Genomic DNA, 22,145 nt, shown 5'->3' with positions numbered 1-22,145 from the left:
GGGCGCAGGCCAGGATGGCGACGACGGCCTCGGGGATCATCGGCATGTAGATCGCGACCCGGTCACCGGCCACCAGACCGAGTTCGGTGAGGTAGTTGGCGGCGCGGGAGACCTCGGCGAGCAGGTCTCGGTAGGTCATGGCGCGGGTGTCGCCGGGTTCGCCGACGAAATGGATGGCGGTCTGGTCGCCGTGGCCGTCGAGCACGTGGCGGTCGACGCAGTTGTAGGCGACATTGAGTTTCCCGCCGAGGAACCATTTGGCGACGGGGGCGTCGCTCCAGTCCAGGACCTGATTCCATGGCTCGTGCCAGTGCAGGCGTCCGGCTTGTTCGGCCCAGAAGGCTTCGCGGTCGGTGGCGGCGCGTTCGTACCAGGACTGGTCGGCGTTCGCCTGCGCGGCGAACTCGGCGGAGGGAGGGTACGAGGCACTGTGATCGGCGCTGATATCGGTCATCTCGTCACTTCTTTCCACGGAACCTTGGCGCGGGTCGTTCGCGCGAACGCTGTCGTGTCGACAGTAGTCAACGTCGATCACCGGGATCGACAACTCGGGAACCCGGTTCGCGTACCCGGCCCGCGGAAGCTCGGCGCCGGGCTCGAACCGCTTGTCGCCGGTGCGTCGCGCACCGTCGGGGATCGGTCGTTTCCCGATGATCATCGACCTGTTTCGGCTAAGTTGCCGCTTTGGTAATAAGTGTCATAGTCGGGGCCGAGCGGGTGACAGTCGTCGGCTCGGATGGTTAATCTCCGAGGCGTCGTCGGGTGGAGTCGAGTCGGGGGCGCGCGGGCTCGGATCGGGCCCGTCCGGTCCGCAATACTGTCGAAATCGGGAGGGCGCGTTGATTTTTCGCAAAGCTACCGCGTACGCGACGGCGGTGCTGCTCGCCGCGGGCCTCGGCCTGGCCGCCTGTTCGTCGAGCGATCCCGTCGATCCCGACGTCGTCACCGTCAACGGCGGCGAGCCGCAGAATCCGCTCGTGCCGACCAATACCAACGAAAATCAGGGCGGCCGTGTGGTCGATCGCCTGTTCGCGGGCCTGAAGTACTACGACAACAAGGGCGCCGCGCACGACGAGATGGCCGAGTCGATCACCTCGAGCGACCGGAAGTCCTACCGCATCACGATCAAGAGCGGATGGACATTCTCCGACGGCACCCCCGTCACCGCGAAGTCGTATGTCGACGCGTGGAACTACGGCGCACTCGGCGCCAACGCGCAGTTGCAGAGCTATGTCTTCAGCCCCATCGTCGGCTTCGACGAGGTCTCGGCGAATCAGCCAACCGCGCAGACCATGTCGGGCCTGCGGGTCGTCGACGACAACACGTTCACCGTCGAGCTGAAACGGCCGTCCATCGATTTCGAGACCGCACTCGGCTACGCGCCCTTCTATCCGCTGCCGGAGGCGGCGTTCAAGGACATGAAGGCGTTCGGCGAGAACCCGATCGGCAACGGGCCATACAAGTTCGCGGGTAACGACGCGTGGGAGCACAACGTCAAGATCGACCTCGTGCCCAATCCCGACTACCGGGGCGGGCGGCCCGCGAAGAACAAGGGCCTGCGCTTCGTGATGTACCAGTCCTTCGACACCGCGTACTCCGATCTGCTCGCGGGCAATCTGGACGCCCTCGACACCATTCCCGACAGTGCGCTGACCACCTATCGCGCCGACCTCGGCGATCGGGCGATCCTCGCTCCCACGGCACAGAACGGGCTCATCGGCGTACAGCCGAACGTCCCGCATTTCGGCGGCCAGGAGGGTCTACTGCGCAAGCGGGCCATCTCCCTTGCCATCAACCGCGAGCAGATCGGGCAGACCATCTTCAACGGCACCAGGATGCCCGCCCGCGATTTCACCGCGAGCACGCTGCCCGGATTCGACCCGAACCTGCCCGGTTCCGAAGTGCTGAAATACAACCCGGAGGAGGCGCGACGGGTGTGGGCGCAGGCCGATGCCATCGCGCCGTGGTCGGGTCGCTTCGAAATCGCCTACAACTCCGACGGCGGACATCAGGCGTGGATCGAGGCCGTGGCCAACAGCGTCAAGAACACCCTCGGCATCGACGCCGTCGGCGTGCCGTACCCGACCTTCAAGACCGTCAGGGACCTGGTGGACGCGAAGACCATCGGCAAGGCGTTCCGACACGGCTGGCAGGGCGACTACCCGACCATGCTGCAATTCCTTACCTCGCAGTACTACAGCTACTCCGACACCAACAACGTGGGCTACGCGGATCCCGAATTCGACCGCCTGCTCGATGCCGCGCTGGCCGCGCCGACACTGGAGGAGTCGCACCGGATCGTGGCGCAGGCGCAGGCGCTGCTGTTCGCGGATATGGCCGATATCCCGGTCTTCGACTACAAGGGAGCCGCGGGTCGTTCGGATCGGGTCGGCAAGGCCGAACTCGCCTGGAACGGCCTGTTCGACTTCGAGAACATCGAGAAGTAGTCGCGGAGCCCGATCCCTCATGGCGTGGTACATCCTGCGGCGACTACTCCAGATGATCCCGGTCTTCCTCGGGGCCACCCTGCTCATCTACGCACTGGTCTTCCTCATCCCCGGCGACCCGATTCGGGCGCTGGCGGGCGACAAACCGATGACACCGGCCGTCGAGGCCCAACTCCGGGCGCGCTACCACCTCGACGAACCGTTCCTCGTGCAATACCTGCTCTATCTGAAAGGCATAGTCACCCTCGATTTCGGCACGGCGTTCTCCGGTCGCCCGGTGCGCGACGAGCTGGCGCGCGCCTTCCCGGTCACGATCAAACTCTCGCTCCTGGCGGTGCTGATCGAGGGCGTGTTCGGCGTGCTGTTCGGCCTGATCGCCGGACTGCGCAAAGGCAGGCTCTTCGATTCCACCCTGCTGGTGGTGAGCCTGGTCATCATCGCGGTACCGATCTTCGTGACCGGATTCCTCGCCCAATTCCTGTTCGGGGTGAAATGGGGTATCGCACCGGTGACGGTCACCGGCGGCGCGAGCGTGTCCGAACTGCTCCTGCCCGCCTTCGTCCTTGGTTCGCTGTCCTTCGCCTATGTGCTTCGGCTGACCCGGAATTCGGTGGCCGAGAACATGTCCGCGGACTACGTGCGCACGGCCACCGCCAAGGGACTCGGCAGGCCGCGTGTAATCACCGTGCACATCCTGCGCAATTCGATGATCCCGGTGGTCACCTTCCTCGGCGCGGATCTGGGCGCGCTGATCGGCGGCGCGGTGGTCACCGAGGGCATCTTCAACATTCCGGGCGTCGGCGGCACCCTCTACCAGGCGATCACGCGCGGCGAACCGCCGACGGTGGTGTCGTTCGTGACGGTGCTCGTGGTGATCTTCCTGATCGCGAATCTGGTCGTCGACCTGCTCTACGCCGCACTCGACCCGAGGATTCGCTATGGGTGACCGGTTCGCGAAACCCCGTCCGCGCCAAGAGCGTTACGTCGCCCCGCCCGACGAGGTGGAAGTGCTCGCCACCGACGGGGTGCGGGAATCCGGTGCGCCGCTGAGTCTGTGGCGCGACGCCTGGCGCCGGTTGCGGCGCAACCCGCTGTTCGTGATCGCGGCGCTGCTGATCGTTTTCGTGCTTGTCGTGGTGATCTGGCCGAGTCTGTTCACCGACCAGGATCCGCGCTACTGCAACGGCGATTTCAGCATGCACCCGCGCGAACCCGGCCACCCGTTCGGCTTCGACAGGCAGGGGTGCGACATCTACGCGCGCACCGTCCACGGCGCGCGGGCCTCCGTATTGTGCGGACTCGGCGCCACCACGCTGTTCCTGCTCGTCGGCGGAGTTCTCGGCGCACTGGCGGGCTTCTACGGCGGTGTGCTCGACTCGATAATCTCGCGGATCGCGGAGATCTTCTTCGCCATCCCGATGATTCTCGCGGCGATCGTCATCATGCAGCTGCTCGATCAGCGCACCATCTGGACGGTGATCCTGATCCTTGTCGCGTTCACCTGGCCGCAGGCCGCACGGATCGCCCGCGGCGCCGTGATCGAAGCCAAGAACAGCGAATACGTGAAGGCCGCCACCGCGCTCGGGGTCTCGCGCGGGCGCATCCTGTTGCGGCACGTCCTGCCGAATGCCGCGAGCCCGCTGATCGTGGTGACGACCATCGGGCTCGGGGCGTTCATCGTCGCCGAGGCGACACTGTCCTATCTCGGCGTCGGGCTGCCGCGCACCATCGTGTCCTGGGGCTCGGACATCAACACCAATCAGGTGCAGCTGCGCGGCGGCTCACCGATTCTGTTCTATCCCGCCACGGCGCTGGCGCTCACCGTGCTGAGTTTCATCCTGCTCGGCGACGCCCTGCGTGACGCGCTCGATCCGCGGACGAAACGGAGGTGAGCGCGATGTCGGATCGCCCACTGCTCGAGATCGAAAATCTTACGGTCTGCTTCACCTCCGACGGTGAGCGCGTGCCCGCGGTGCGCGATGTCGGGCTCACCGTGTACCCGGGCCAGACCGTCGCGATCGTCGGCGAATCCGGGTCGGGCAAGACCACGACGGCGCACAGCATCATCGACCTGCTGCCCGGCACCGGCGAGATCACGGCCGGATCGATCGTCTTCGACGGCAATGACCTGACCAAGGCATCGAAGAAGCAGATCGTAGCGGTGCGCGGCAGCGAAATCGGGCTGGTGCCGCAGGACCCGATGTCGAACCTGAATCCGGTGTGGAAGATCGGCTTCCAGATCACCGAAACCCTGGAGGCCAACGGCATCGCCAAAGGCAAGGCGGCGCGACGTCGAGCGGTCGAGCTGCTCGAAGAAGCGGGTATGCCCGATGCCGAACGCCGGGTCAATCAATACCCGCACGAATTCTCCGGCGGGATGCGCCAACGCGCGCTCATCGCCATCGGATTGGCTTGCAGGCCCGCGCTGTTGATCGCCGACGAACCCACCTCGGCGCTCGACGTCACCGTGCAGCGGCAGATCCTCGACCACCTCGCCGGACTCACCGCCGAACTCGGCACCGCGGTCCTGCTCATCACCCACGACCTCGGATTGGCCGCCGAACGCGCCGAACACCTGGTCGTGATGTATCGCGGCCGCGTGGTGGAATCCGGTCCGGCCGCGGACATCCTGCGCGACCCGAGGCATGCCTACACGAAGAAGTTGGTGAATTCCGCGCCGTCCTTGGCTGCCGGGCGCAGGTCCGCCGATCGCGAGCGGATCGCGGTGCGTGAGCGAGCCGTCGAGGTAGCGACGGCCGACGGCGACGCCGATCCACTGGTCGCGCGAAATCTCACCAAGGTCTTCCGAATTCGCGGCGCGACGCCGTGGCGGTCCACCGGACTCACCGCCGTCGACGACGTGTCGTTCCGGCTGCGACGCGGCACCACCCTCGCGATCGTCGGCGAATCCGGCTCGGGGAAGTCGACGGTCGCGCAGATGGCGCTCGGTCTGCTCGAACCGACCTCGGGCGCGGTCGAATTCGACGGTCGCGCGGTCGCGACGCTGGATCGCAAGGCGGCTTTCGCCTTTCGCCGTCGCGTGCAGCCGATCTTCCAGGACCCCTACGGGTCGCTCGATCCGATGTACTCGATCTACCGCACCATCGAGGAACCGCTGCGCACCCACCGGATCGGCACCCCGAGCCAGCGGCGCGACATGGTGTGCGAACTGCTCGACAAGGTGTCGCTGCCGAGTTCGGTCATGCGCCGCTACCCCAACGAGCTTTCCGGCGGGCAGCGTCAGCGGGTCGCGATCGCGCGGGCGCTCGCGCTGTCGCCGGAGGTGGTGATCTGCGACGAAGCGGTTTCGGCGCTAGACGTGCTCGTGCAGGCGCAGATCCTCGCCCTGCTCAACGACCTACAGGCCGAACTCGGACTCTCCTACCTGTTCATCTCCCACGATCTCGCCGTGGTGCGCCGGATCGCCGACGAGGTCCTGGTCATGCGTGCGGGGAAGGTGGTCGAGGCCGCGCCGACCGCGCAGGTGTTCGGCGATCCGCGCGAGGAGTACACGCGCGGACTGCTCGACGCCATACCGGGACGGGGGCTGGTGGCGGGTTGAGTGCCGGGTCACCGGCGCCGGGTCGCTAGCCTCGTAACCCGTGACCGACCCGCTACAGCCCCTAGTCGACCTGCCCGGTGTGCGCGACGCCGCCGACCGCGCCCGCGACGCGCTCGCCGCCGTGCACCGGCATCGCGCGAACCGGCGGGGTTGGCCGACCACCGCCGCCGAGGCCGCGGTGCGGGCGGCCAGATCCTCGGCGGCCGTCGACGGCGGAAGTACCGACATCCCCGTCGACGGCCGGGTCGCCGACCCGATTCTCGCCGGGGCGCTGCGTATCGGTCAGGCGCTCGACGGTGACGCGCTGCGCAATCTGGTCGGGATCTGGCAGCGCGCACCGCTGCAAGCGCTGGCGCGACTGCATCTGCTCGCCGCCGCCGACCTGGTTCCCGATGAGCGGAGTCTCGGTAGGCCGAGGGCCGAGATCGGGGTCTCCGAGCGCCTGGACCTGCTGGCCCAGACCGTATTGGCCACCGCGGCGCCCGCTCCCGTTGTGGCGGCGGTGGTGCACGGCGAGCTGCTCGCGCTGCGTCCCTTCGGCACCGGCGACGGCCTGGTGGCGCGCGCGGCGTCGCGGCTCGTCACGGTGGCGAGTGGGCTGGATCCGCACGCGCTCGGGGTTCCCGAGGTGTTCTGGCTGCGTCGGCGGCAGGCGTATGCGGACGCGGCCGCCGGATTCGCCTCGGGTGACCCGGAGGGGGTGGGAGGTTGGGCGATCCTGTGCTGCGGCGCACTCGAGGACGGTGCGCGCGAGGCCACGTCCATCGCCGATTCGGCGGCCGGATAGGGCCGGACACATCGAAGCGGGCGGCGTTGTCTTCGATGACCTCACCGCCCGCTAGCACGGACTACCCGGTTACCAAGCGTGCTGTTCGGGTTGTGTTCTTCGGCCTCGGCGGTTCTCCGATTCCCGCCGGTTAATCCCCGCAACCTGTGCGAGGCTCTCGCCGCCGGATATCGAATCTCGCAGGCCCACAACGCTTCTGCCCTTGTCGCGGCGTGCTCCGCGTGGGTGCCTGGTGTCCGTGCTGGGAAGGGTGGGTCGGGAGACGAAACCTTCTCTTCCGGTCTGGCCTTGGCCGTCCGTCCTTCCGTAGCTACCTTTCTACCACTGTGACCGGCCTCACTTCAAGGGCCGGTAAAGGCCGGAAAACAGGGCGTGTCGCTCGGCGTTTCATGGTTCAATCGCGCCCGCGACGCAGCGCGTTCGCGGGGCGGCAACTCAGCGGCGACCGCGCAGTATCCGGTAGGTGATCGCACCCGCGAGCAGCGCGCTGACGCTCACCGCGGCGGTGGCCGCGACCGTGGTCGAGGACGGCGTCTGCAGCCGCGCCCACAGCGACACCGGATTGGAGAAGGTGAGGATCGGCCAACCCCGCGCCATCGCCTCGCGGCGCAGGCTCCGGTCCGGGTTGACGGCCGTCGGATGCCCGACCGCGCTCAGCATCGGCACGTCGGTCACCGAATCGGAATAGGCGTAGCAGCGCGAGAGGTCGTAACCCTCACTCGCGGCCAGCTTTTCGATCGCGGTGACCTTGCCTTCGCCGTAGCAGTAGAACTCGACGTCGCCGGTGTACTTGCCGTTCTCGACCACCATCCGGGTGGCCTCGGTGTGTGCCGCGCCGAGCGCCGCCGCGATCGGCGCGACGATCTCGTCGCCGGAGGCCGAGACGATGACCACATCGTGGCCGCGGATCTTGTGATCGGCGATCAGGTCGACCGCCTCGGCGTAGATCAGCGGGTCGACCAGATCGTGCAAGGTCTCGGCCACAATGGATTTCACCTGTTGGACGTCCCAGCCCGCGCACATGCTCGCCAGATGCGCGCGCATCCGTTCCATCTGGTCGTGGTCCGCGCCCGACAGCAGATACAGGAAATGCGCGTAGCTGCTTTCCAATACGGCGCGTCGGTTGATCAGGCCCTGCGCGAAGAACGGCTTGCTGAACACGAACGCGCTGGATTTCGCGATCACCGTCTTGTCGAGATCGAAGAAGGCGGCCACCCGCCCGCCACCGCCGGAAGGTTGGTCCGGAGCCGCCGTGCTGCGCGCGGTCCGGTCATGAGCCGATTCGTGGTCGCCCTCACCCGTCACCCGTTCAGGATATGCGGTGCCCGCCGCCGCGCCCGAAGGATGCGGGCGCTGATGCGACCCGCCCGCGCGTGTCTCGTTGCCTCCGAGAGTTTGCCGGCGAGATGCAGGCTCGCCGACGCGCTCAAAGTTCTCCCGCGACGGACTTGCGTTCCCGCCGGGATATGGGTGTAGTATTGCTGGCACCTGGACATAGTCCAGGCGCGTTCAGCCCGACCCCCCGGGGCTGAACCCGACGGCCCCAGCCTCCTCCCCCCCCGGCTGGGGCCGTCCTCTATTTCGGGCACGGATGGCCCCTTTCTCGGCCCTCCGATTCATCCACACCCCGCGAGTTATCCACATTCGGTATATCGGCGCTGTCGCGGTGCTCCGTAATCGGACACGCTGACCTGCATGGATCTCCTACCAGAGCGGATGGTCGCGAAACGCCCGGCTCTCGTCCTCATCGGGGGCGGTCGGCTGCGCGAAGAGGTGCGTCGCATCGCGGCGGCCGCCGAGCGTGAACTCGAGGAACGAGAGCTACCGGTCGGTCGTCATACCTGGGCGGCCGCCCCGCTGGTGATCCTCGACACAACCGCCGCCCGCGGCTGCGCCGAGGCCGGATATGTCCGCCGGATCGGCGTCGTCATGGTCACCGAAGGCGAGCCGGGCCTGTCCGATTGGCAGGCCGCGGCGGCCGTCGGGGTGGAGTGTGTGACGGCCCTTCCCGGCGCCGCCGTCGGGCTTATCGAGAAGTTTGCTGAGCACGCGGAAACGCGCGCGGGAGACGGCGTCGTCGTCGCCGTGGCGAGCGCCTGCGGCGGTGCGGGAGCCTCCGTGCTCGCCGCCGCCACGGCGCTGCGATCGGCCGCGCTGCGGTTCCGCCGCGACACCGTCCTGGTCGACGGAGCACCCCTCGGCGGCGGCCTCGACCTGCTGCTCGGTATCGAATCCGCAGCGGGATCGCGCTGGCCGGATCTGGTGGTCGAGGAGGGGCGAGTCTCCGCGGCCGCGCTGCACGATGCGCTGCCCGCCGCCGCCCCCGGCCTGGTCGTGCTGGCCAGTGGGCGCGGCGGTGCCGGTCGATTGCCGGGCGCCGTCGCACCGGCCGCCGTCCGTGCCGTAGTCGAAGCAGGCCGTGCCGCAGGCGATCTCGTGATCTGCGACGTGTCGGGAGAGCGCGGGCCACACGCGGATCAGATGTTCGACTGCGCCGATCTCGTCGCGCTCGTGGTCCCGGCGCGGCTGCGCGCGGTCGCCGCGGCGGAAGCGGTCGCGACGTATATCCGTCATCGAAATCCCAATCAGGGGTTGATAGTTCGAGGGCCAGCGCCCGGTGGATTGCGCGGCGGCGAGGTCGCCGAACTGCTCGATCTGCCCCTGCTCGCGGCGATCCGCGCCGAAGCGGGTTTGGCCGCCCGCCTGGAACGCGGCGGGCTCACCCTGCGGCGCGGTCCGCTGTGTCGGGCGGCCGATGCCGTGCTTTCTGTGCTCAGCGCGTCGACGGCGCAGGTGGCGTGATGAATTCGAGTGAGCGAGTCGCGCGGCATCGCTGTCATTCGACACGGGTGTCCGATGTGATGAAAAACGCATGGCGGCCGATATTTCCGGATTTGCCCGCCCGTACCGCACCCGGCACGGACGCGACCTGTCCTCGGTGTCGCATGCGGGCGGCGTCGGGAGACGTGCGATGAGCGGCGTCGTCACCGGGGAACTGCTCGACCGGGTCCGCGAGCGGCTCGCGGGCGAAGCGGGTGAACCGAATCCGGCGCGGGTCGCGGCGGCCATCCGCGCCGAAGCGGGCGGAGTCCTCGGCGACACCGACCTGCTGCGCGCACTGCGGCTGCTCCAGACCGAGATGACGGGCGCAGGCGTCCTCGAACCACTGCTGCACGACTCGAAGGTGGCCGACGTGCTGGTCACGGCGCCCGACGCGGTGTGGGTGGATCGCGGACGCGGACTGGAGAAGGCCGCGGTCACCTTCCCCGACGAGGCCGCCGTGCGTCGGCTCGCGCAGCGGTTGGCCTCCTCGGCGGGCCGCCGACTCGACGACGCGCAACCGTGGGTCGACGGTCGGCTGTCGGGAACCGAAGCGGCGCTCGGTGATTCGTTCGGAGTTCGGCTGCACGCCGTCCTCGCCCCGATCGCCCACGGCGGCACCTGCCTGTCGCTTCGCGTGCTCCGCCCAGCCACCCAGGGCCTCGACGCGCTCGCCGCCGCCGGATCGATACCCGCCGACGCGATGCGGCTACTGCGGCGCGTCATCCGGGCACGTCTGGCCTTCCTGGTCGTCGGCGGCACCGGCGCCGGAAAGACCACCATGCTGTCGGCCTTGCTCGCCGAGGTCGCCCCGGCCGAGCGCATCATCTGTGTGGAGGACGCCGCCGAACTCGCACCGCCGCATCCGCACGTGGTGCGGCTGGTGGCGCGCACGGTGAATGTGGAAGGCGTCGGCGATGTCACCGTCCGCGATCTCGTCCGCCAGGCCCTGCGCATGCGGCCCGACCGCATCGTCGTCGGCGAAGTGCGCGGCGCGGAAGTGGTCGACCTGCTCACCGCGCTGAACACCGGTCACGACGGTGGCGCGGGTACCGTGCACGCCAACTCTCCACGCGAGGTGCCCGCCCGGCTCGAAGCGCTCGCGGCACTCGGCGGCATGGACAGACCGGCCCTGCACAGTCAACTCGCCGCGGCGGTACAGGTCGTCCTGCACGTCCACCGCAGGCCCGACGGTTCCCGCGGCCTGCGCGAACTCGGTGTGCTCGACCGCGACGGACAGGGGCACGTCCATATCGTGCCCGCGTGGCGCGCCGACGGTACCGACGCCCCGGCCGCCGATCGACTCGCCGAACTGCTCGCGGACAGGTGCGACGAATGACGGCGACGGTTTTCGACTCCGGGAGGGAGGCTGCAACGTCGGTGGACAGGGCGCTGACGGTGTCGTCCTCGTCGCTTTCCGTGCCGGTGTCTTCGGCGTCGGTGCTTTTCCACTGCGATGCCGATCAGCAGCCGGGCGGCGTGCTGGTCGAATCGTCCGCGCGGCGTCGGAATCGAGCCGTCGAGCCACGGCCGGTGCAGGTAGGCAGGCGAACCGAAGACGGCGTCGGCGTCGAGACGGGCGGATTCAGCGCATGACGGCCTCGGTTCTCGCCCTCTTGTGCCTGGCCTCGGCGTCGGTCGTCGCGGCGCGGCCGCTGGTCGAGCGTCGGCGGGCGGCCGTATTCGGTTCGCGGCGTTCGGTTCCGCGTATTCCGCGGGCATTGTCGGTTCCGGTCGTCGCCGTCGCGGGCCTCGTGTTCGTGAGCGCGTTCGGTCTCGGTGCGTCGGTCGCCGCCGTCGCGGTGGCGGGTACGAGCGCGTACCGGTGGCGGCGCTCGCGCCGGGAGCGAAACAGCGCCATCGAACGCGCACGGCTGCTCGACGCCTTGGAAGCAATCGTCGGCGAACTGCGAATCGGCGCGCATCCGAGCGCGGCGGCTCACGTCGCCGCCGCGGAGGTCGAAGGTGTTGCCGCACAGGCATTCGCGGTCGCGGCGGCGCGCAGCAGGCTCGGCGGCACCGGCGCCGACGGTCTGCGTCGTCCGGGAACGGTCCTGTCCACCGAACTGGATCGTGTCGCCGAAGCATGGCGACTGGCCGAACACCACGGACTCGCGCTCGCCGAACTGCTGTCCGCGGCCCGCACCGACCTGTCTGGCCGAATCCGTTTCCGCGCCAGGACCTCGGCCGCGATGGCCGGAGCCCGAGCCACCGCCTGCGTGCTCGCCTGCCTACCCCTGCTCGGCATCGGCCTCGGCCAACTCATGGGCGCGACCCCGCTGACCGTGCTGTTCCACTCCGCCGCGGGCACGATCCTGCTCCCACTCGGCGCCGCGCTCGTCTGCACCGGCCTGCTCTGGGCCGACGCCATCACCGGAAAGGCAGTGGCATGAATTCCGAACCACCGGAATCGAACCCGGCACCCGGGCGCGGGTATGGCGGTGCGACGAATCAGCGGGGCGGAGGCAGCGCCGAATCCATCGGGGGAGTCGGCTCTCGGTATGCGGGGACGAGCGGAATCGGTCGGGAGGTATGCGGTGGCGGTGTCGCTCGTGCTGGTCGCCTGTGCGCTGCTGATGCTGCCGGGGCGGGTGGCGGTGGTGCGGCGCATGCGCGGGTTGCGAAGCGAGGTGGGCGAATGGGGTGTGGCGAAGGGGCGGGCGGCGCGCGACGATCCGCTGGCGGTGGCCTCGGTGCTGGACCTGTTCGCCGCCTGCCTGCGGGCCGGATTGCCGATGGCGGTGGCCGCGCGGGCGGTGGCGCGGACCGCGCCCGGCGCGTTGGGGTCCGCGCTGACGCACGCGGCCGACCTGCTCGCGCTCGGCTCGGATGCCACGATGGCCTGGGAGCGCGCGGCGGCGGACGCGCGCGACGGACGGGTGGCCGCGGAGGTGGAGTCGCTGGCGCGGATGGCCCGCCGGTCGGCGCGTTCGGGGTCTTCGCTCGCGGTGGCGATCAGCGAGTTGGCCGAACAGCGCCGCGGTGCGATCGAGGACGCGGCGGCGGCGCGTGCGGAACGTGCGGGAGTGCTGATCGGCGGTCCCCTCGGCCTGTGCTTTCTCCCCGCTTTCCTGTGCCTCGGGATCGTCCCGGTGGTGATCGGCCTGGCGGGGCGTGTTCTCGATGGCGGACTGCTGTGAACAGTGAGACCTGCCCGCGCGGAGATGCCGCGCGGGCGCGAATAGGAGGGGTGAACGGTGCGAATGGTGGGGAATACGACCGTACTGCCGTCGGCGCGACGCCTGCCAGGGCGGGCGCGAGCGCGTACCGGGGTGTCGCAGGCGCCACGGCCGAGCCGCGGACTGTCGCCGGAGGTGGTGAAACTCAGGATCGCGAGATCGATGGTCAGGTTTCGCGGGTCGATGCGCACCACCCTGCGATCCGCATCGATCCGGTCGGCCCGGATCCGGATACGCCTGCGGCGGTTCGCGGCCGCCGAGGAAGGCATGAGCACCGCCGAGTACGCGATCGGCACCGTGGCTGCCGCGGCGTTCGGCGCGGTGCTCTACGGCGTCGTGACAGGCGACTCGATAGTCGACGCGTTGACCGGGATCATCGACAAGGCGTTGAACACAGCTATCTGACCAGGGGGTCAGGTCGTTGTAGTACAACGGATCTGGTGGGTGACCGTGGTGCGGTGACAGTGGAGGCCGCGATCGCGGTGGCATCGATCGTCGCCGTCGTACTGTGCTGTGTCGGTGCGTTGTTGGCGGCGTCGACACAGGTGCGCTGTGTCGACGCGGCCCGCGAGGCCGCGCGGCTCGGCGCTCGCGGCGACGAGGCGAACGCGGTCTCCGCGGCCCGCGCCGTCGCCCCATCCGGCGCCCGTATCACGCTGCGCGGCGAGGGAGATCGGGTCCTGGCCACGGTCACGGCGCACACACCGCTGCTGCCGCTGGTGGAGTTGCACGCCGACGCGGTCGCGGTGAAGGAACCGGGTGTGCGATGACGAACGGGGCAGGCGCGGTCGCACGGAAACGGGAAGCGGCCGAGGGGGGTGTCGTGCGGGCGGGGGAGCGCGGTGGGGCGACGGTACTCGGCTGTATCGCGCTCACCGCGTTGATCGCACTGACTCTGATGGTCGCGCAGATCGGTGTCGTTGTGGTCGCCCGGCATCGGGTGCAGGCGGCGGCGGATCTGGGTGCGTTGGCCGCGGCGGGTGCGCTTACCGCGGGGGTGGACGCGGGTTGTGCCGAGGGCGAGCGGGTGTTGCGACATATGGAGATTCGTATGCGTACCTGCGAAGTCGATGGCTGGGCCGCATTGATGATTGCAGAAGGCGATGTACCAATAGGTCTGTTCGGACAACGGACTGTTCACGCGGTCGCCAGAGCGGGGCCGGTAGCGGAAGAAGAGTGACCGGCCTGTACGGGCACCGGCCGGTGTTAGTTTCCCGTCCGAGAATGGGTAATTTCGACCGGCGGACAATTGCGGTTCCCGCGCTATTACCGAAACGCTACTGAGAATGGCGGGAATGTTTCCGCAGGTCTCCTCCGGAACTATGTGGCAATGGCTCAGTTAACATGATCGAATTCCTCTTTATTCGGCCCGCTCGGACAGGGGGTCCGCCGGGGGCGGGGCGATACGGAGGGCGGGCTGATACCTGGCGACCGCAGGCCGCGTCGCGGTGCGGTGACGCCGGGAAGGCGCCGCTGTCACAGTTCGAGAACCCGGCCTTGACCTGGCGGAATTCCGCCGCGATCCGCGCCGAGTTCGGCGAGCACGGCGGTCAGCAGCAGTACGGCCCCCGCCTTGTCCAGCGGGTTGTTGCCGTTACCGCATTTGGGGGACTGGACGCAGGACGGGCAACCGCTCGCGCAGCCGCAGGCCTCCACGGCCGACAGCGTGGCGGCCAACCAGCGCCGCAGCTGGCCGAATCCGCGCTCGGCGAAGCCCGCGCCACCGGGTTGCCCGTCGTAGACGAAGACCGTCGGCAGGCCGGTATCGGGGTGTTCGGCGGTGGAGACGCCGCCGATATCCCAGCGGTCGCAGGTAGCGACCAGCGGTAACAGGCCGATCGCGGCGTGTTCGGCGGCGTGCAGCGCTCCCGGCGCGCGCTGCGGGGTGATGCCTGCGCAGGCCAGCAGTTCCGGCGTGACCGTGTAGAACACCGCCCTGGTCGGCAGCACGCGTTCGGGCATATCGAGTTCGACCATGTCGAGCACTTCGCCGGTCACCAGGGTCCGCAGGTAGCCGACGACCTGGCTGGTCACCCTGACCTGCGCGAACGCGTGGGTAACCGCGCCGTGTCGGTGTTGTTCGGTGATCGTGTCGACGGTGATGGAGGTGAGTTGACGCGCGCTGGTGGTCCAGCCGGGATCTTCGGCGTGCACGAAGGCGATCCCGCCGTCGAGGTCGAGTTCGTCGACCAGGTAGGTCTCGCCCTGGTGCAGGTGCACGGCCCCCTCGTGCAGGGTGGCTTGCGCCCGACCGGCGTCGGCGGTGCCGAGCAGCCTGCCCGTTTCGGCATCGACGATCGCCACGGGCGTGCCGATCCCGCCCCTGACGTCGACCGCGTCGTGGGGTTGGGCGTCGGCGGTCACATGCCAGCGCGCCGTGCCGTCACGCCCGCCCGTACGCCGCCGAATCATGCCCTGAGCTGCAAGTTCTTCGAGTAGTTCGCGGGCTCCGAAGGTGTCGACCTCGGCATCGGTGAGCGGATGCTCCATGGCCGCGCACAGCAGTTGCGGGCCGAGTACATACGGGTTTTGCGGGTCGGTGATCGCGGCCTCGACGGGCTTGTCCAGCAGCGCTTCCGGATGGTGCACGAGGTAGGTGTCCAGCGGATCGTCCCTGGCCACGAGCAGGATCAGCGAGCCCTGGGAACGGCGTCCTGCCCGCCCTGCCTGCTGCCAGAAGGAGGCGACGGTGCCGGGAAAGCCGGAGATGACCACGGCGTCGAGTCCCGCGATGTCGACGCCGAGTTCCAGCGCGTTCGTGGTGGCCGCGCCGAGCAGGCTGCCGTCGGACAGCGCCGCCTCGAGTTCCCTGCGGTCTTCGGCCAGGTATCCGGCTCTGTAGGCCGCGACACGCGCAGCGAGCTGCGGATCTGTGTCGGCGAGCAGTCGGCGGGCTTCGATCGCGGTCAGCTCGGCGGCGCGCCGGGACCGCACGAAGGTCAGCGTCCGCGCGCCTTCGACGACGAGATCGGCCATGATCCTGGCCGATTCCGAGATCGCCGAACGGCGTACCGGTGCGCCGTTTTCCCCGGTCAGCGCCGTGACCAGCGGAGGTTCCCACAGGGCGACGGTCCGCGCGCCGCGCGGTGAGCCGTCCTCGGTGACCGCCGCGCACGGCGCCCCGATCAGTCGGGCGGCCGCGGCGGCGGGTTCCGCGCCGGTCGCCGAGCAGAGGACGAAGGTCGGGTCGGCGCCGTAGTGCGCCGCGACACGCCGCAGCCTGCGCAGTACCAGCGCCACGTGCGAGCCGAAGACGCCCCGGTAGGCGTGGCATTCGTCGATCACGACGTAGCGGAGCCTGCGCAGTACTCGGGCCCAGCGCTGGTGCGAACGCAGGATGCCCAGGTGCAGCATGTCGGGATTGGTGAAGATCCACCGCGCGTTGGCGCGCACCCATTGCCGTATCTCGGCTGGTGTGTCGCCGTCGTAGGTCGCCGGATGGATATCGCGAAGCGGGCCATCGTGGGTCAACGCGCCGGTGGCCCGCAACTGATCGGCTCCCAATGCTTTTGTCGGCGCCAGATACAGGGCGGTGGCCTTGGGATCTTCGAGTAGTGCGGTCAGCACCGGAAGTTGGTAGCCAAGTGACTTGCCGGATGCTGTCCCGGTGCTGACGACGACGTGGCGGCCGGACGCCGCGAGGTCGGCGGTCCGGGTCTGGTGCGCCCAAGGGGCGTGCACGCCCTGCTCGCGCAGCGCGTCGATCACCCCGGGAGCGACCCAATCGGGCCAGGTGGTGGTCACCGCGGGGTGTGCAGGGAGCTCCACGACGTGGGTGAGTCCCGATGTCGATTCCGATCGCCCCGAAAGGACACGATTCAGCAACGATCGCCCGTATCCTGCGGAGTTGCCGGTGGTCGCGGGAGCGCTTCGATCGGCCGGAATCACGAGGCGCGGCCCTCGTTACGCTCGGAAAGTGTGAAACGTGTGCGGTTGGGACGCGCGACCCGACTTTTCGATACCAAATAGCGACCTGGGTCACAGCCTGATTGCTGAACGTGCACTCGGTTATCGAGCGGCAAACGTACCCGAAGTCTGGATTCGAGCATTGTCTCCCTTACCTGCGCATTCGCAAGATCAAGTTTTTTGCAAATTGTCGGTAACTCGACTGTTGAATTGCTCGAAGACATGGTTCACTGGTTCCTGGTCGCAAGCTTCTGTGTTCGAGGGACGGATCCAAAGTCCAAACCGTCAGCAGGATCGATGTTGCGAACGGTGTGCTTGGTGCTTTCCTTGCAGGGGGAACCAAGAGTACAGCGGTCGGAACGGACCCGGTGGACGAACCCAGTTGTCCGCCGTTCCGGTAAGAAAAGAGAAGGAACAGAATGGCACAGGGAACTGTGAAGTGGTTCAACGCGGAGAAGGGGTTCGGCTTCATCGCGCCCGAGGACGGGTCCGCTGACGTCTTCGTCCACTACTCCGAGATCCAGGGTTCGGGATTCCGCACCCTCGAGGAAAACCAGAAGGTCGAGTTCGAGGTCGGCCAGGGCACCAAGGGCCCCCAGGCCACCGGAGTTCGCGCACTCTCCTGAGTGGCGCAACGATCCAGCTCGTCCCTCACCACCGGAAGACCGGAGGTGAGGGACGAGCTATATCCGGGGTAGGCACGACCGGCGTTCGCCGGAACACTCACGCCGCACGCGGCGGGAACACTCACGCCGCACGCGGCGGAGATACCCACGCCGCACTCGGCCCGGGATATCGGGGACGCTCACGCCGCCATACGGCCGAGGACGCTCTTGCCGTTCGCGGCGGGAACGCTGATGCCGTTCGCGGCGGGAACGCTCATGCCGCACGCGGCGGGGACACCGGGGCCGCTCGCGGCCGGGGACACTGCATACTGAACGACGGTGAACACGTACGCTCAGTGGTTCGAGTCGTAAGAACTCGACCGCCGTCGGCGTCAAGGTATAAACGTGTCTGGTGGCGGGATAACAATCATCGCTGCTTACCCCAGCCGCGCGAGCGGCGCTGACGCGTCGCGCGGGTCGAGAAGGAAAGGTGTATTCGCCGGTGGCAACACGAGACCGCGGTGCAGCCGACCAGGGCCGTCCCCTGCGTCGTCTCGTGATCGTCGAGTCCCCTACCAAGGCTCGCAAGATCGCGCCCTACCTGGGCCGCAACTACACGGTCGAAGCTTCGGTCGGTCATATCCGCGACCTCCCGCGCGGCGCGGCGGATGTGCCCGCCAAGTACAAAGGCCAGTCGTGGGCGCGGCTCGGTGTCGATGTGGACAACGACTTCGAGGCCATCTATGTGGTGAGCCCCGACAAGAAGGCCAAGGTCACCGAGCTCAAGAGTCTGCTGAAAGATGCCGACGAGCTCTATCTCGCCACCGACCCCGACCGTGAGGGCGAGGCCATCGCCTGGCATCTGTTGGAAACTCTCAAGCCAAAGGTGCCGGTTCGCCGGATGGTGTTCCACGAGATCACCGAGCCCGCGATCCAGGCCGCCGCCGCCGACACGCGCGAACTCGATTCCGATCTGGTCGACGCGCAGGAGACCCGCCGCATCCTCGACCGCCTCTACGGCTACGAGGTCAGTCCCGTGCTGTGGAAGAAGGTCATGCCCGGCCTGTCGGCGGGGCGCGTGCAGTCGGTCGCGACGCGGGTGATCGTGCAGCGCGAGCGCGAGCGCATGGCGTTCCGTTCGGCCGAGTACTGGGATATCGCCGCCAAACTCGACGCGGGTATCGACGAGAAGTCCGATTCCACCAATCCGCGGACCTTCGGCGCGCGTCTGGTGAACGTGGACGGCGCCCGTGTCGCCTCGGGCCGTGATTTCGGCGCCGACGGTCGACTCAAATCCGACGCGGGCGTCGTCGTCCTCGACGAGGCGCACGCCCGCCGACTCGCCGAGGCGCTCGACGGCGCGGACCTGGTGGTTTCCTCCGCCGAGGCGAAGCCGTACAGCCGCAAGCCGTACGCGCCGTTCATGACCTCGACGTTGCAGCAGGAGGCGGGCCGCAAACTGCGTTTCACCTCCGAGCGCACCATGCGGGTGGCGCAGCGGCTGTACGAGAACGGCTATATCACCTATATGCGTACCGACTCGACCACGCTGTCGGAGTCGGCCATCGCCGCGGCCAGGTCGCAGGCCACCCAGCTCTACGGCGCGGAGTATGTCTCGCCGTCGCCGCGTCAGTACACCCGCAAGGTCAAGAACGCGCAGGAGGCGCACGAGGCGATCCGCCCCTCCGGCGACACCTTCCAGACGCCGGGGCAGCTGCATTCGCGCCTGGACAACGACGAATTCCGGCTCTACGAGCTGATCTGGCAGCGCACCGTCGCCTCGCAGATGGCCGACGCGCGCGGCACCACGCTGACCTTGCGCATCACCGGTATCGCGGGTACCGGCGAGGAGTGCGTGTTCTCCGCGTCCGGTCGCACGATCACCTTCCCCGGCTTCCTCAAGGCGTACGTGGAGAGTGTGGACGAGGAGGCGGGCGGCCAGTCCGACGACGCCGAATCCCGCCTGCCCGCCTTGGAAGAGGGCCAGGGCGTCACTGCGGTCGAGTTGAATCCCGACGGGCACAGTACGAATCCGCCCGCGCGCTACACCGAGGCGTCGCTGATCAAGACGCTGGAAGAACTCGGCATCGGGCGGCCTTCGACGTATTCCTCGATCATCAAGACGATTCTGGATCGCGGATACGTCTACAAACGCGGCAGCGCGCTGGTGCCGTCGTGGGTCGCCTTCGCCGTGGTCGGCCTGTTGGAAGCGTATTTCGGCAGGTTGGTCGACTTCGACTTCACCGCCGCGATGGAGGACGATCTCGACGCCATCGCCGGTGGTCGCGAGCAGCGCGGCAATTGGCTGTCCAGCTTCTATTTCGGCGGCGACCACGGCGTCGAGGGTTCGATCGCGCGGTCGGGCGGGCTGAAGAAGATGGTCGGCGGCCAGCTCGACGATATCGATGCCCGCGAGATCAACTCGATCAAGCTGTTCAGTGACGCGCAGGATCGCGATGTCGTGGTCCGGGTCGGCCGCTACGGCCCGTACCTGGAGCGGATGATCGTCAATCCCGATGATCCCGATGGCGATTCGATCTCCCAGCGCGCGAATCTGCCCGACGACCTGCCGCCCGACGAGTTGACGGCCGAGGTCGCCGAGGAGTTGTTCGCGACCCCGCTGGAGGGCCGCAGTCTCGGTGTCGATCCGGCGACCGGGCACGAGATCGTCGCGAAGTCGGGACGTTACGGCCCGTACGTGACGGAAATCCTGCCCAAGCCCGCCGCCGAGGAACCCGCGCAGGCGAAGAAGACCGCGAAGAAGGCCGCCGCGCCGAAACCGCGCACCGGGTCGTTGTTCAAGACGATGGATCTGGAGACGGTCACCCTCGAGGACGCGCTGAAACTGCTGTCCCTACCACGTGTGGTCGGCAACGATCCCACCTCCGGTGAGGAGATCACGGCGCAGAACGGCCGCTACGGCGCGTATCTGAAGAAGGGGACCGACTCCAGGTCGCTGGCCGATGAGAATCACATCTTCACGGTGTCGCTGGACGAGGCGCTGAAGTTGTATGCCGAACCCAAACGCCGTGGCAGGCAGGCCGCTTCCACCGCACCCCTGCGGGAACTCGGGAACGATTCGGCCAGCGGGAAGCCGATGGTGATCAAGGACGGCCGCTACGGGCCGTACGTCACCGACGGTGAGACCAACGCCAGCCTCGCCAAGAACGAGGATGTCGCCACGGTCACCGATGAGCGGGCGTCGGAACTGCTGGCCACGCGGCGGGCGCGCGGCACGGTGAAGAAGACCGCCAAGAAGGCCGCGGCGAAGAAGACTCCCGCCAAGAAGGCCGCCGCGAAGAAGACGGTCGCCAAGAAGGCTGTCGCGAGTAAGACAGCTGTCGCGAAGAAGACACCGGCCAAGAAGACGGCCGCGAAGAAGTCCTGACCGTGCCCCGGTGCGGGGGCGAACCTGTCGGTGGCTGCCGTTAGGGTGTATCGCGTGGCGGGTGTCTTCGATCGGTTGGTCGGCCAGGAGGCGGTCGAGTCCGAGCTCACGGCTGCCGCCGTCGCGGCGCGCGGCGGTGTCACCGACGGGGCGATGACGCATTCGTGGCTGTTCACCGGGCCCCCGGGTTCGGGACGTTCAGTCGCGGCCGTATGTTTCGCCGCCGCATTGCAATGCACCGATCCCGGCGCGCCCGGTTGCGGCAAGTGTCACGCGTGCACCACCGTCATGGCAGGCACGCACGGTGATGTCCGGCGTGTGATCCCCGAGGGGCTGAGCATCAGCACCAAGGAGATGCGCGAGATCGTGCAGATCGCGGCAAGGCGCCCGAGCACAGGCCGCTGGCAGGTCGTGGTCATCGAGGATGCCGACAGGTTGACGGAGGCCGCGGGCAATGTGCTGCTGAAGGTGGTCGAGGAGCCGCCGGACCGCACCGTATTCCTGCTGTGCGCGCCGTCGGTGGATCCCGAGGACATCTCGATCACCCTGCGTTCCCGATGCAGGCACGTCCATCTCGTCACGCCGTCGGTCGCCGCCATCGCCCGTGTCCTGCGCGAGAGCGACGATCTCGACGAGCGCACCGCGCAATGGGCCGCCTCCATCAGCGGCGGCCACGTCGGCCGCGCGCGCCGCCTCGCCACCGACGAGGAAGCCCGGATGCGCCGCCAACGCGCACTCGCCCTCGTCGGCGCGGTCGGCAAACCGGGCGCCGTCTACGCCGCCGCCGACGACCTGGTGAAATCAGCCGACGACGAAGCCAAACAGCTCAGCGCGGCCCGCGACGAACGCGAACGCGAGGAACTCGCCACCGCACTCGGCGCGGGCGGCACCGGAAAAGGCACAGCGAGCGCCACCCGCGGCTCGGCGGGCGCACTCAAAGACCTCGAACGCAGACAGAAATCCCGCGCCACCCGCACCGGCCGCGACGCCCTCGACCTAGCCCTCATCGACGTGGCGGGCGTCTACCGCGACGCCATCGCCATCCGCTTCGGCGCCGCCCGCAACGGTTCCGGCGTCCCCCTCACCCACCCCGACCTCTCCGACCAGATCCACGACCTGGCCGACCGCGTAAGCCCCGAAGGCCTACTCCGCTCGGTGGACGCCGTCCTGGCCTGCCGCGAAGCCCTCGACCTCAACGTGAAACCCCGCTTCGCCCTCGCCGCCATGGTCGCCACCCTCATAGCCGCCCGATCCACCTGACCACCCGTTTTCGCGTTAACCCCCTCCAAGCGATAGACTCGCGTGGCCGAAAGGCACGCCGCCTTAGCTCAGTCGGTAGAGCGCTTCACTCGTAATGAAAAGGTCGGGGGTTCGATTCCCCCAGGCGGCTCCATGAAAAAGGCCCCTGACGTGGTAATTCACGCCGGGGGCCTTTTGGTTGGAATCGCTCA

Annotated in this window: 18 protein-coding genes and 1 tRNA gene; 16 read left to right on the top strand and 3 right to left on the bottom strand. The window is 68.3% G+C overall.

Annotated elements, in window-relative coordinates; all coding sequences use genetic code 11:
- On the bottom strand, positions 1 to 454 hold a 454-nt coding region (locus IT779_RS34355; protein WP_196153642.1), incomplete at its 3' end, for an acetyl-coenzyme A synthetase N-terminal domain-containing protein.
- Positions 455 to 839: 385 nt separating this feature from the next.
- Between IT779_RS34355 and IT779_RS34350 the strand changes: the two genes are divergently transcribed.
- The 5 genes from IT779_RS34350 to IT779_RS34330 are packed head-to-tail and all read left to right on the top strand — an operon-like array spanning position 840 to position 6,796.
- Entirely contained in the window at positions 840 to 2,447 is a 1,608-nt protein-coding gene (locus tag IT779_RS34350; protein WP_408637821.1) for a peptide ABC transporter substrate-binding protein, read from the top strand.
- A 19-nt stretch (positions 2,448 to 2,466) separates the two neighbouring features.
- Entirely contained in the window at positions 2,467 to 3,393 is a 927-nt protein-coding gene (locus tag IT779_RS34345) for an ABC transporter permease (RefSeq protein WP_196153640.1), read from the top strand.
- Positions 3,386 to 4,339, top strand: a complete 954-nt coding sequence (locus IT779_RS34340; RefSeq protein WP_196153639.1) for an ABC transporter permease — start codon at positions 3,386 to 3,388, stop codon at positions 4,337 to 4,339. Before IT779_RS34345 ends, IT779_RS34340 begins: the two co-directional genes overlap by 8 nt.
- Positions 4,340 to 4,344: 5 nt before the next feature.
- Positions 4,345 to 6,009 (top strand): ABC transporter ATP-binding protein, encoded by a 1,665-nt coding sequence (locus tag IT779_RS34335; protein WP_196153638.1) that lies wholly within the window; start codon positions 4,345 to 4,347, stop codon positions 6,007 to 6,009.
- Between the two features lie 40 nt (positions 6,010 to 6,049).
- Positions 6,050 to 6,796 (top strand): oxidoreductase, encoded by a 747-nt coding sequence (locus IT779_RS34330; RefSeq protein ID WP_196153637.1) that lies wholly within the window; start codon positions 6,050 to 6,052, stop codon positions 6,794 to 6,796.
- Between the two features lie 435 nt (positions 6,797 to 7,231).
- On the opposite strand, the gene IT779_RS34325 is transcribed toward IT779_RS34330, so the two are convergent.
- Positions 7,232 to 8,011: an HAD-IB family hydrolase gene (locus tag IT779_RS34325; RefSeq protein WP_332839092.1), complete on the bottom strand. Its 780-nt coding sequence runs from the start codon at positions 8,009 to 8,011 to the stop codon at positions 7,232 to 7,234.
- A 480-nt stretch (positions 8,012 to 8,491) separates the two neighbouring features.
- On the opposite strand from IT779_RS34325, the gene ssd reads away from it, so the two are divergent.
- The 7 genes from ssd to IT779_RS34290 all read left to right on the top strand — a co-directional run bounded on the left by ssd (position 8,492) and on the right by IT779_RS34290 (position 13,975).
- Entirely contained in the window at positions 8,492 to 9,598 is a 1,107-nt protein-coding gene (gene ssd, locus IT779_RS34320; RefSeq protein WP_196153635.1) for a septum site-determining protein Ssd, read from the top strand.
- A 169-nt stretch (positions 9,599 to 9,767) separates the two neighbouring features.
- On the top strand, positions 9,768 to 10,955 hold the full coding sequence (locus IT779_RS34315) for a TadA family conjugal transfer-associated ATPase (protein WP_196153659.1): 1,188 nt from the start codon (positions 9,768 to 9,770) through the stop codon (positions 10,953 to 10,955).
- A 253-nt stretch (positions 10,956 to 11,208) separates the two neighbouring features.
- A complete protein-coding gene (locus IT779_RS34310) occupies positions 11,209 to 12,009 on the top strand; it encodes a type II secretion system F family protein (protein WP_196153634.1) in 801 nt (266 codons plus the stop codon).
- 108 nt (positions 12,010 to 12,117) lie between these two features.
- A complete protein-coding gene (locus IT779_RS34305) occupies positions 12,118 to 12,756 on the top strand; it encodes a type II secretion system F family protein (RefSeq protein WP_196153633.1) in 639 nt (212 codons plus the stop codon).
- Between the two features lie 222 nt (positions 12,757 to 12,978).
- A complete protein-coding gene (locus IT779_RS34300; RefSeq protein ID WP_196153632.1) occupies positions 12,979 to 13,200 on the top strand; it encodes a DUF4244 domain-containing protein in 222 nt (73 codons plus the stop codon).
- Positions 13,201 to 13,253: 53 nt separating this feature from the next.
- Positions 13,254 to 13,565, top strand: coding sequence for a TadE family type IV pilus minor pilin (locus IT779_RS34295; protein WP_196153631.1), 312 nt, complete (start codon positions 13,254 to 13,256; stop codon positions 13,563 to 13,565).
- Entirely contained in the window at positions 13,562 to 13,975 is a 414-nt protein-coding gene (locus IT779_RS34290) for an Rv3654c family TadE-like protein (protein ID WP_196153630.1), read from the top strand. The genes IT779_RS34295 and IT779_RS34290 overlap by 4 nt, the downstream gene beginning before the upstream one ends.
- A gap of 296 nt (positions 13,976 to 14,271) precedes the next feature.
- Here IT779_RS34290 and IT779_RS34285 read toward each other — a convergent pair whose 3' ends face one another.
- Entirely contained in the window at positions 14,272 to 16,620 is a 2,349-nt protein-coding gene (locus IT779_RS34285) for a DEAD/DEAH box helicase (RefSeq protein ID WP_196153629.1), read from the bottom strand.
- Between the two features lie 500 nt (positions 16,621 to 17,120).
- Here IT779_RS34285 and IT779_RS34280 point away from each other — a divergent pair, with 500 nt between their 5' ends.
- The 4 genes from IT779_RS34280 (at position 17,121) to IT779_RS34265 (ending at position 22,087) form a co-directional block, all read left to right on the top strand.
- On the top strand, positions 17,121 to 17,327 hold the full coding sequence (locus IT779_RS34280) for a cold-shock protein (RefSeq protein WP_011206895.1): 207 nt from the start codon (positions 17,121 to 17,123) through the stop codon (positions 17,325 to 17,327).
- Positions 17,328 to 17,808: 481 nt separating this feature from the next.
- A complete protein-coding gene (topA, locus tag IT779_RS34275) occupies positions 17,809 to 20,694 on the top strand; it encodes a type I DNA topoisomerase (RefSeq protein WP_332839091.1) in 2,886 nt (961 codons plus the stop codon).
- Between the two features lie 54 nt (positions 20,695 to 20,748).
- Positions 20,749 to 21,954 (top strand): DNA polymerase III subunit delta', encoded by a 1,206-nt coding sequence (locus IT779_RS34270; protein WP_196153628.1) that lies wholly within the window; start codon positions 20,749 to 20,751, stop codon positions 21,952 to 21,954.
- Between the two features lie 57 nt (positions 21,955 to 22,011).
- Positions 22,012 to 22,087 (top strand) — tRNA-Thr (locus IT779_RS34265).
- Positions 22,088 to 22,145 lie beyond the last annotated feature (58 nt).

The sequence above is a fragment of the Nocardia bovistercoris genome, from assembly GCF_015674855.1.
GTDB lineage: Bacteria > Actinomycetota > Actinomycetes > Mycobacteriales > Mycobacteriaceae > Nocardia > Nocardia bovistercoris.
The sequence above is the reverse complement of the archived record's forward strand: the minus strand, read 5'-3'. Positions and strand labels throughout refer to the sequence as shown.

Bases quoted from the DNA above. Each gene is read 5' to 3' on its own strand.
- IT779_RS34345 (WP_196153640.1), top strand. From the start codon at position 2,467: ATGGCGTGGTACATCCTGCGGCGACTACTCCAGATGATCCCGGTCTTC.
- IT779_RS34340 (WP_196153639.1), top strand. From the start codon at position 3,386: ATGGGTGACCGGTTCGCGAAACCCCGTCCGCGCCAAGAGCGTTACGTC.
- IT779_RS34335 (WP_196153638.1), top strand. From the start codon at position 4,345: ATGTCGGATCGCCCACTGCTCGAGATCGAAAATCTTACGGTCTGCTTC.
- ssd (WP_196153635.1), top strand. From the start codon at position 8,492: ATGGATCTCCTACCAGAGCGGATGGTCGCGAAACGCCCGGCTCTCGTC.
- IT779_RS34315 (WP_196153659.1), top strand. From the start codon at position 9,768: ATGAGCGGCGTCGTCACCGGGGAACTGCTCGACCGGGTCCGCGAGCGG.
- IT779_RS34310 (WP_196153634.1), top strand. From the start codon at position 11,209: ATGACGGCCTCGGTTCTCGCCCTCTTGTGCCTGGCCTCGGCGTCGGTC.
- IT779_RS34305 (WP_196153633.1), top strand. From the start codon at position 12,118: ATGCGGGGACGAGCGGAATCGGTCGGGAGGTATGCGGTGGCGGTGTCG.
- IT779_RS34300 (WP_196153632.1), top strand. From the start codon at position 12,979: ATGCGCACCACCCTGCGATCCGCATCGATCCGGTCGGCCCGGATCCGG.
- IT779_RS34290 (WP_196153630.1), top strand. From the start codon at position 13,562: ATGACGAACGGGGCAGGCGCGGTCGCACGGAAACGGGAAGCGGCCGAG.
- IT779_RS34280 (WP_011206895.1), top strand. From the start codon at position 17,121: ATGGCACAGGGAACTGTGAAGTGGTTCAACGCGGAGAAGGGGTTCGGC.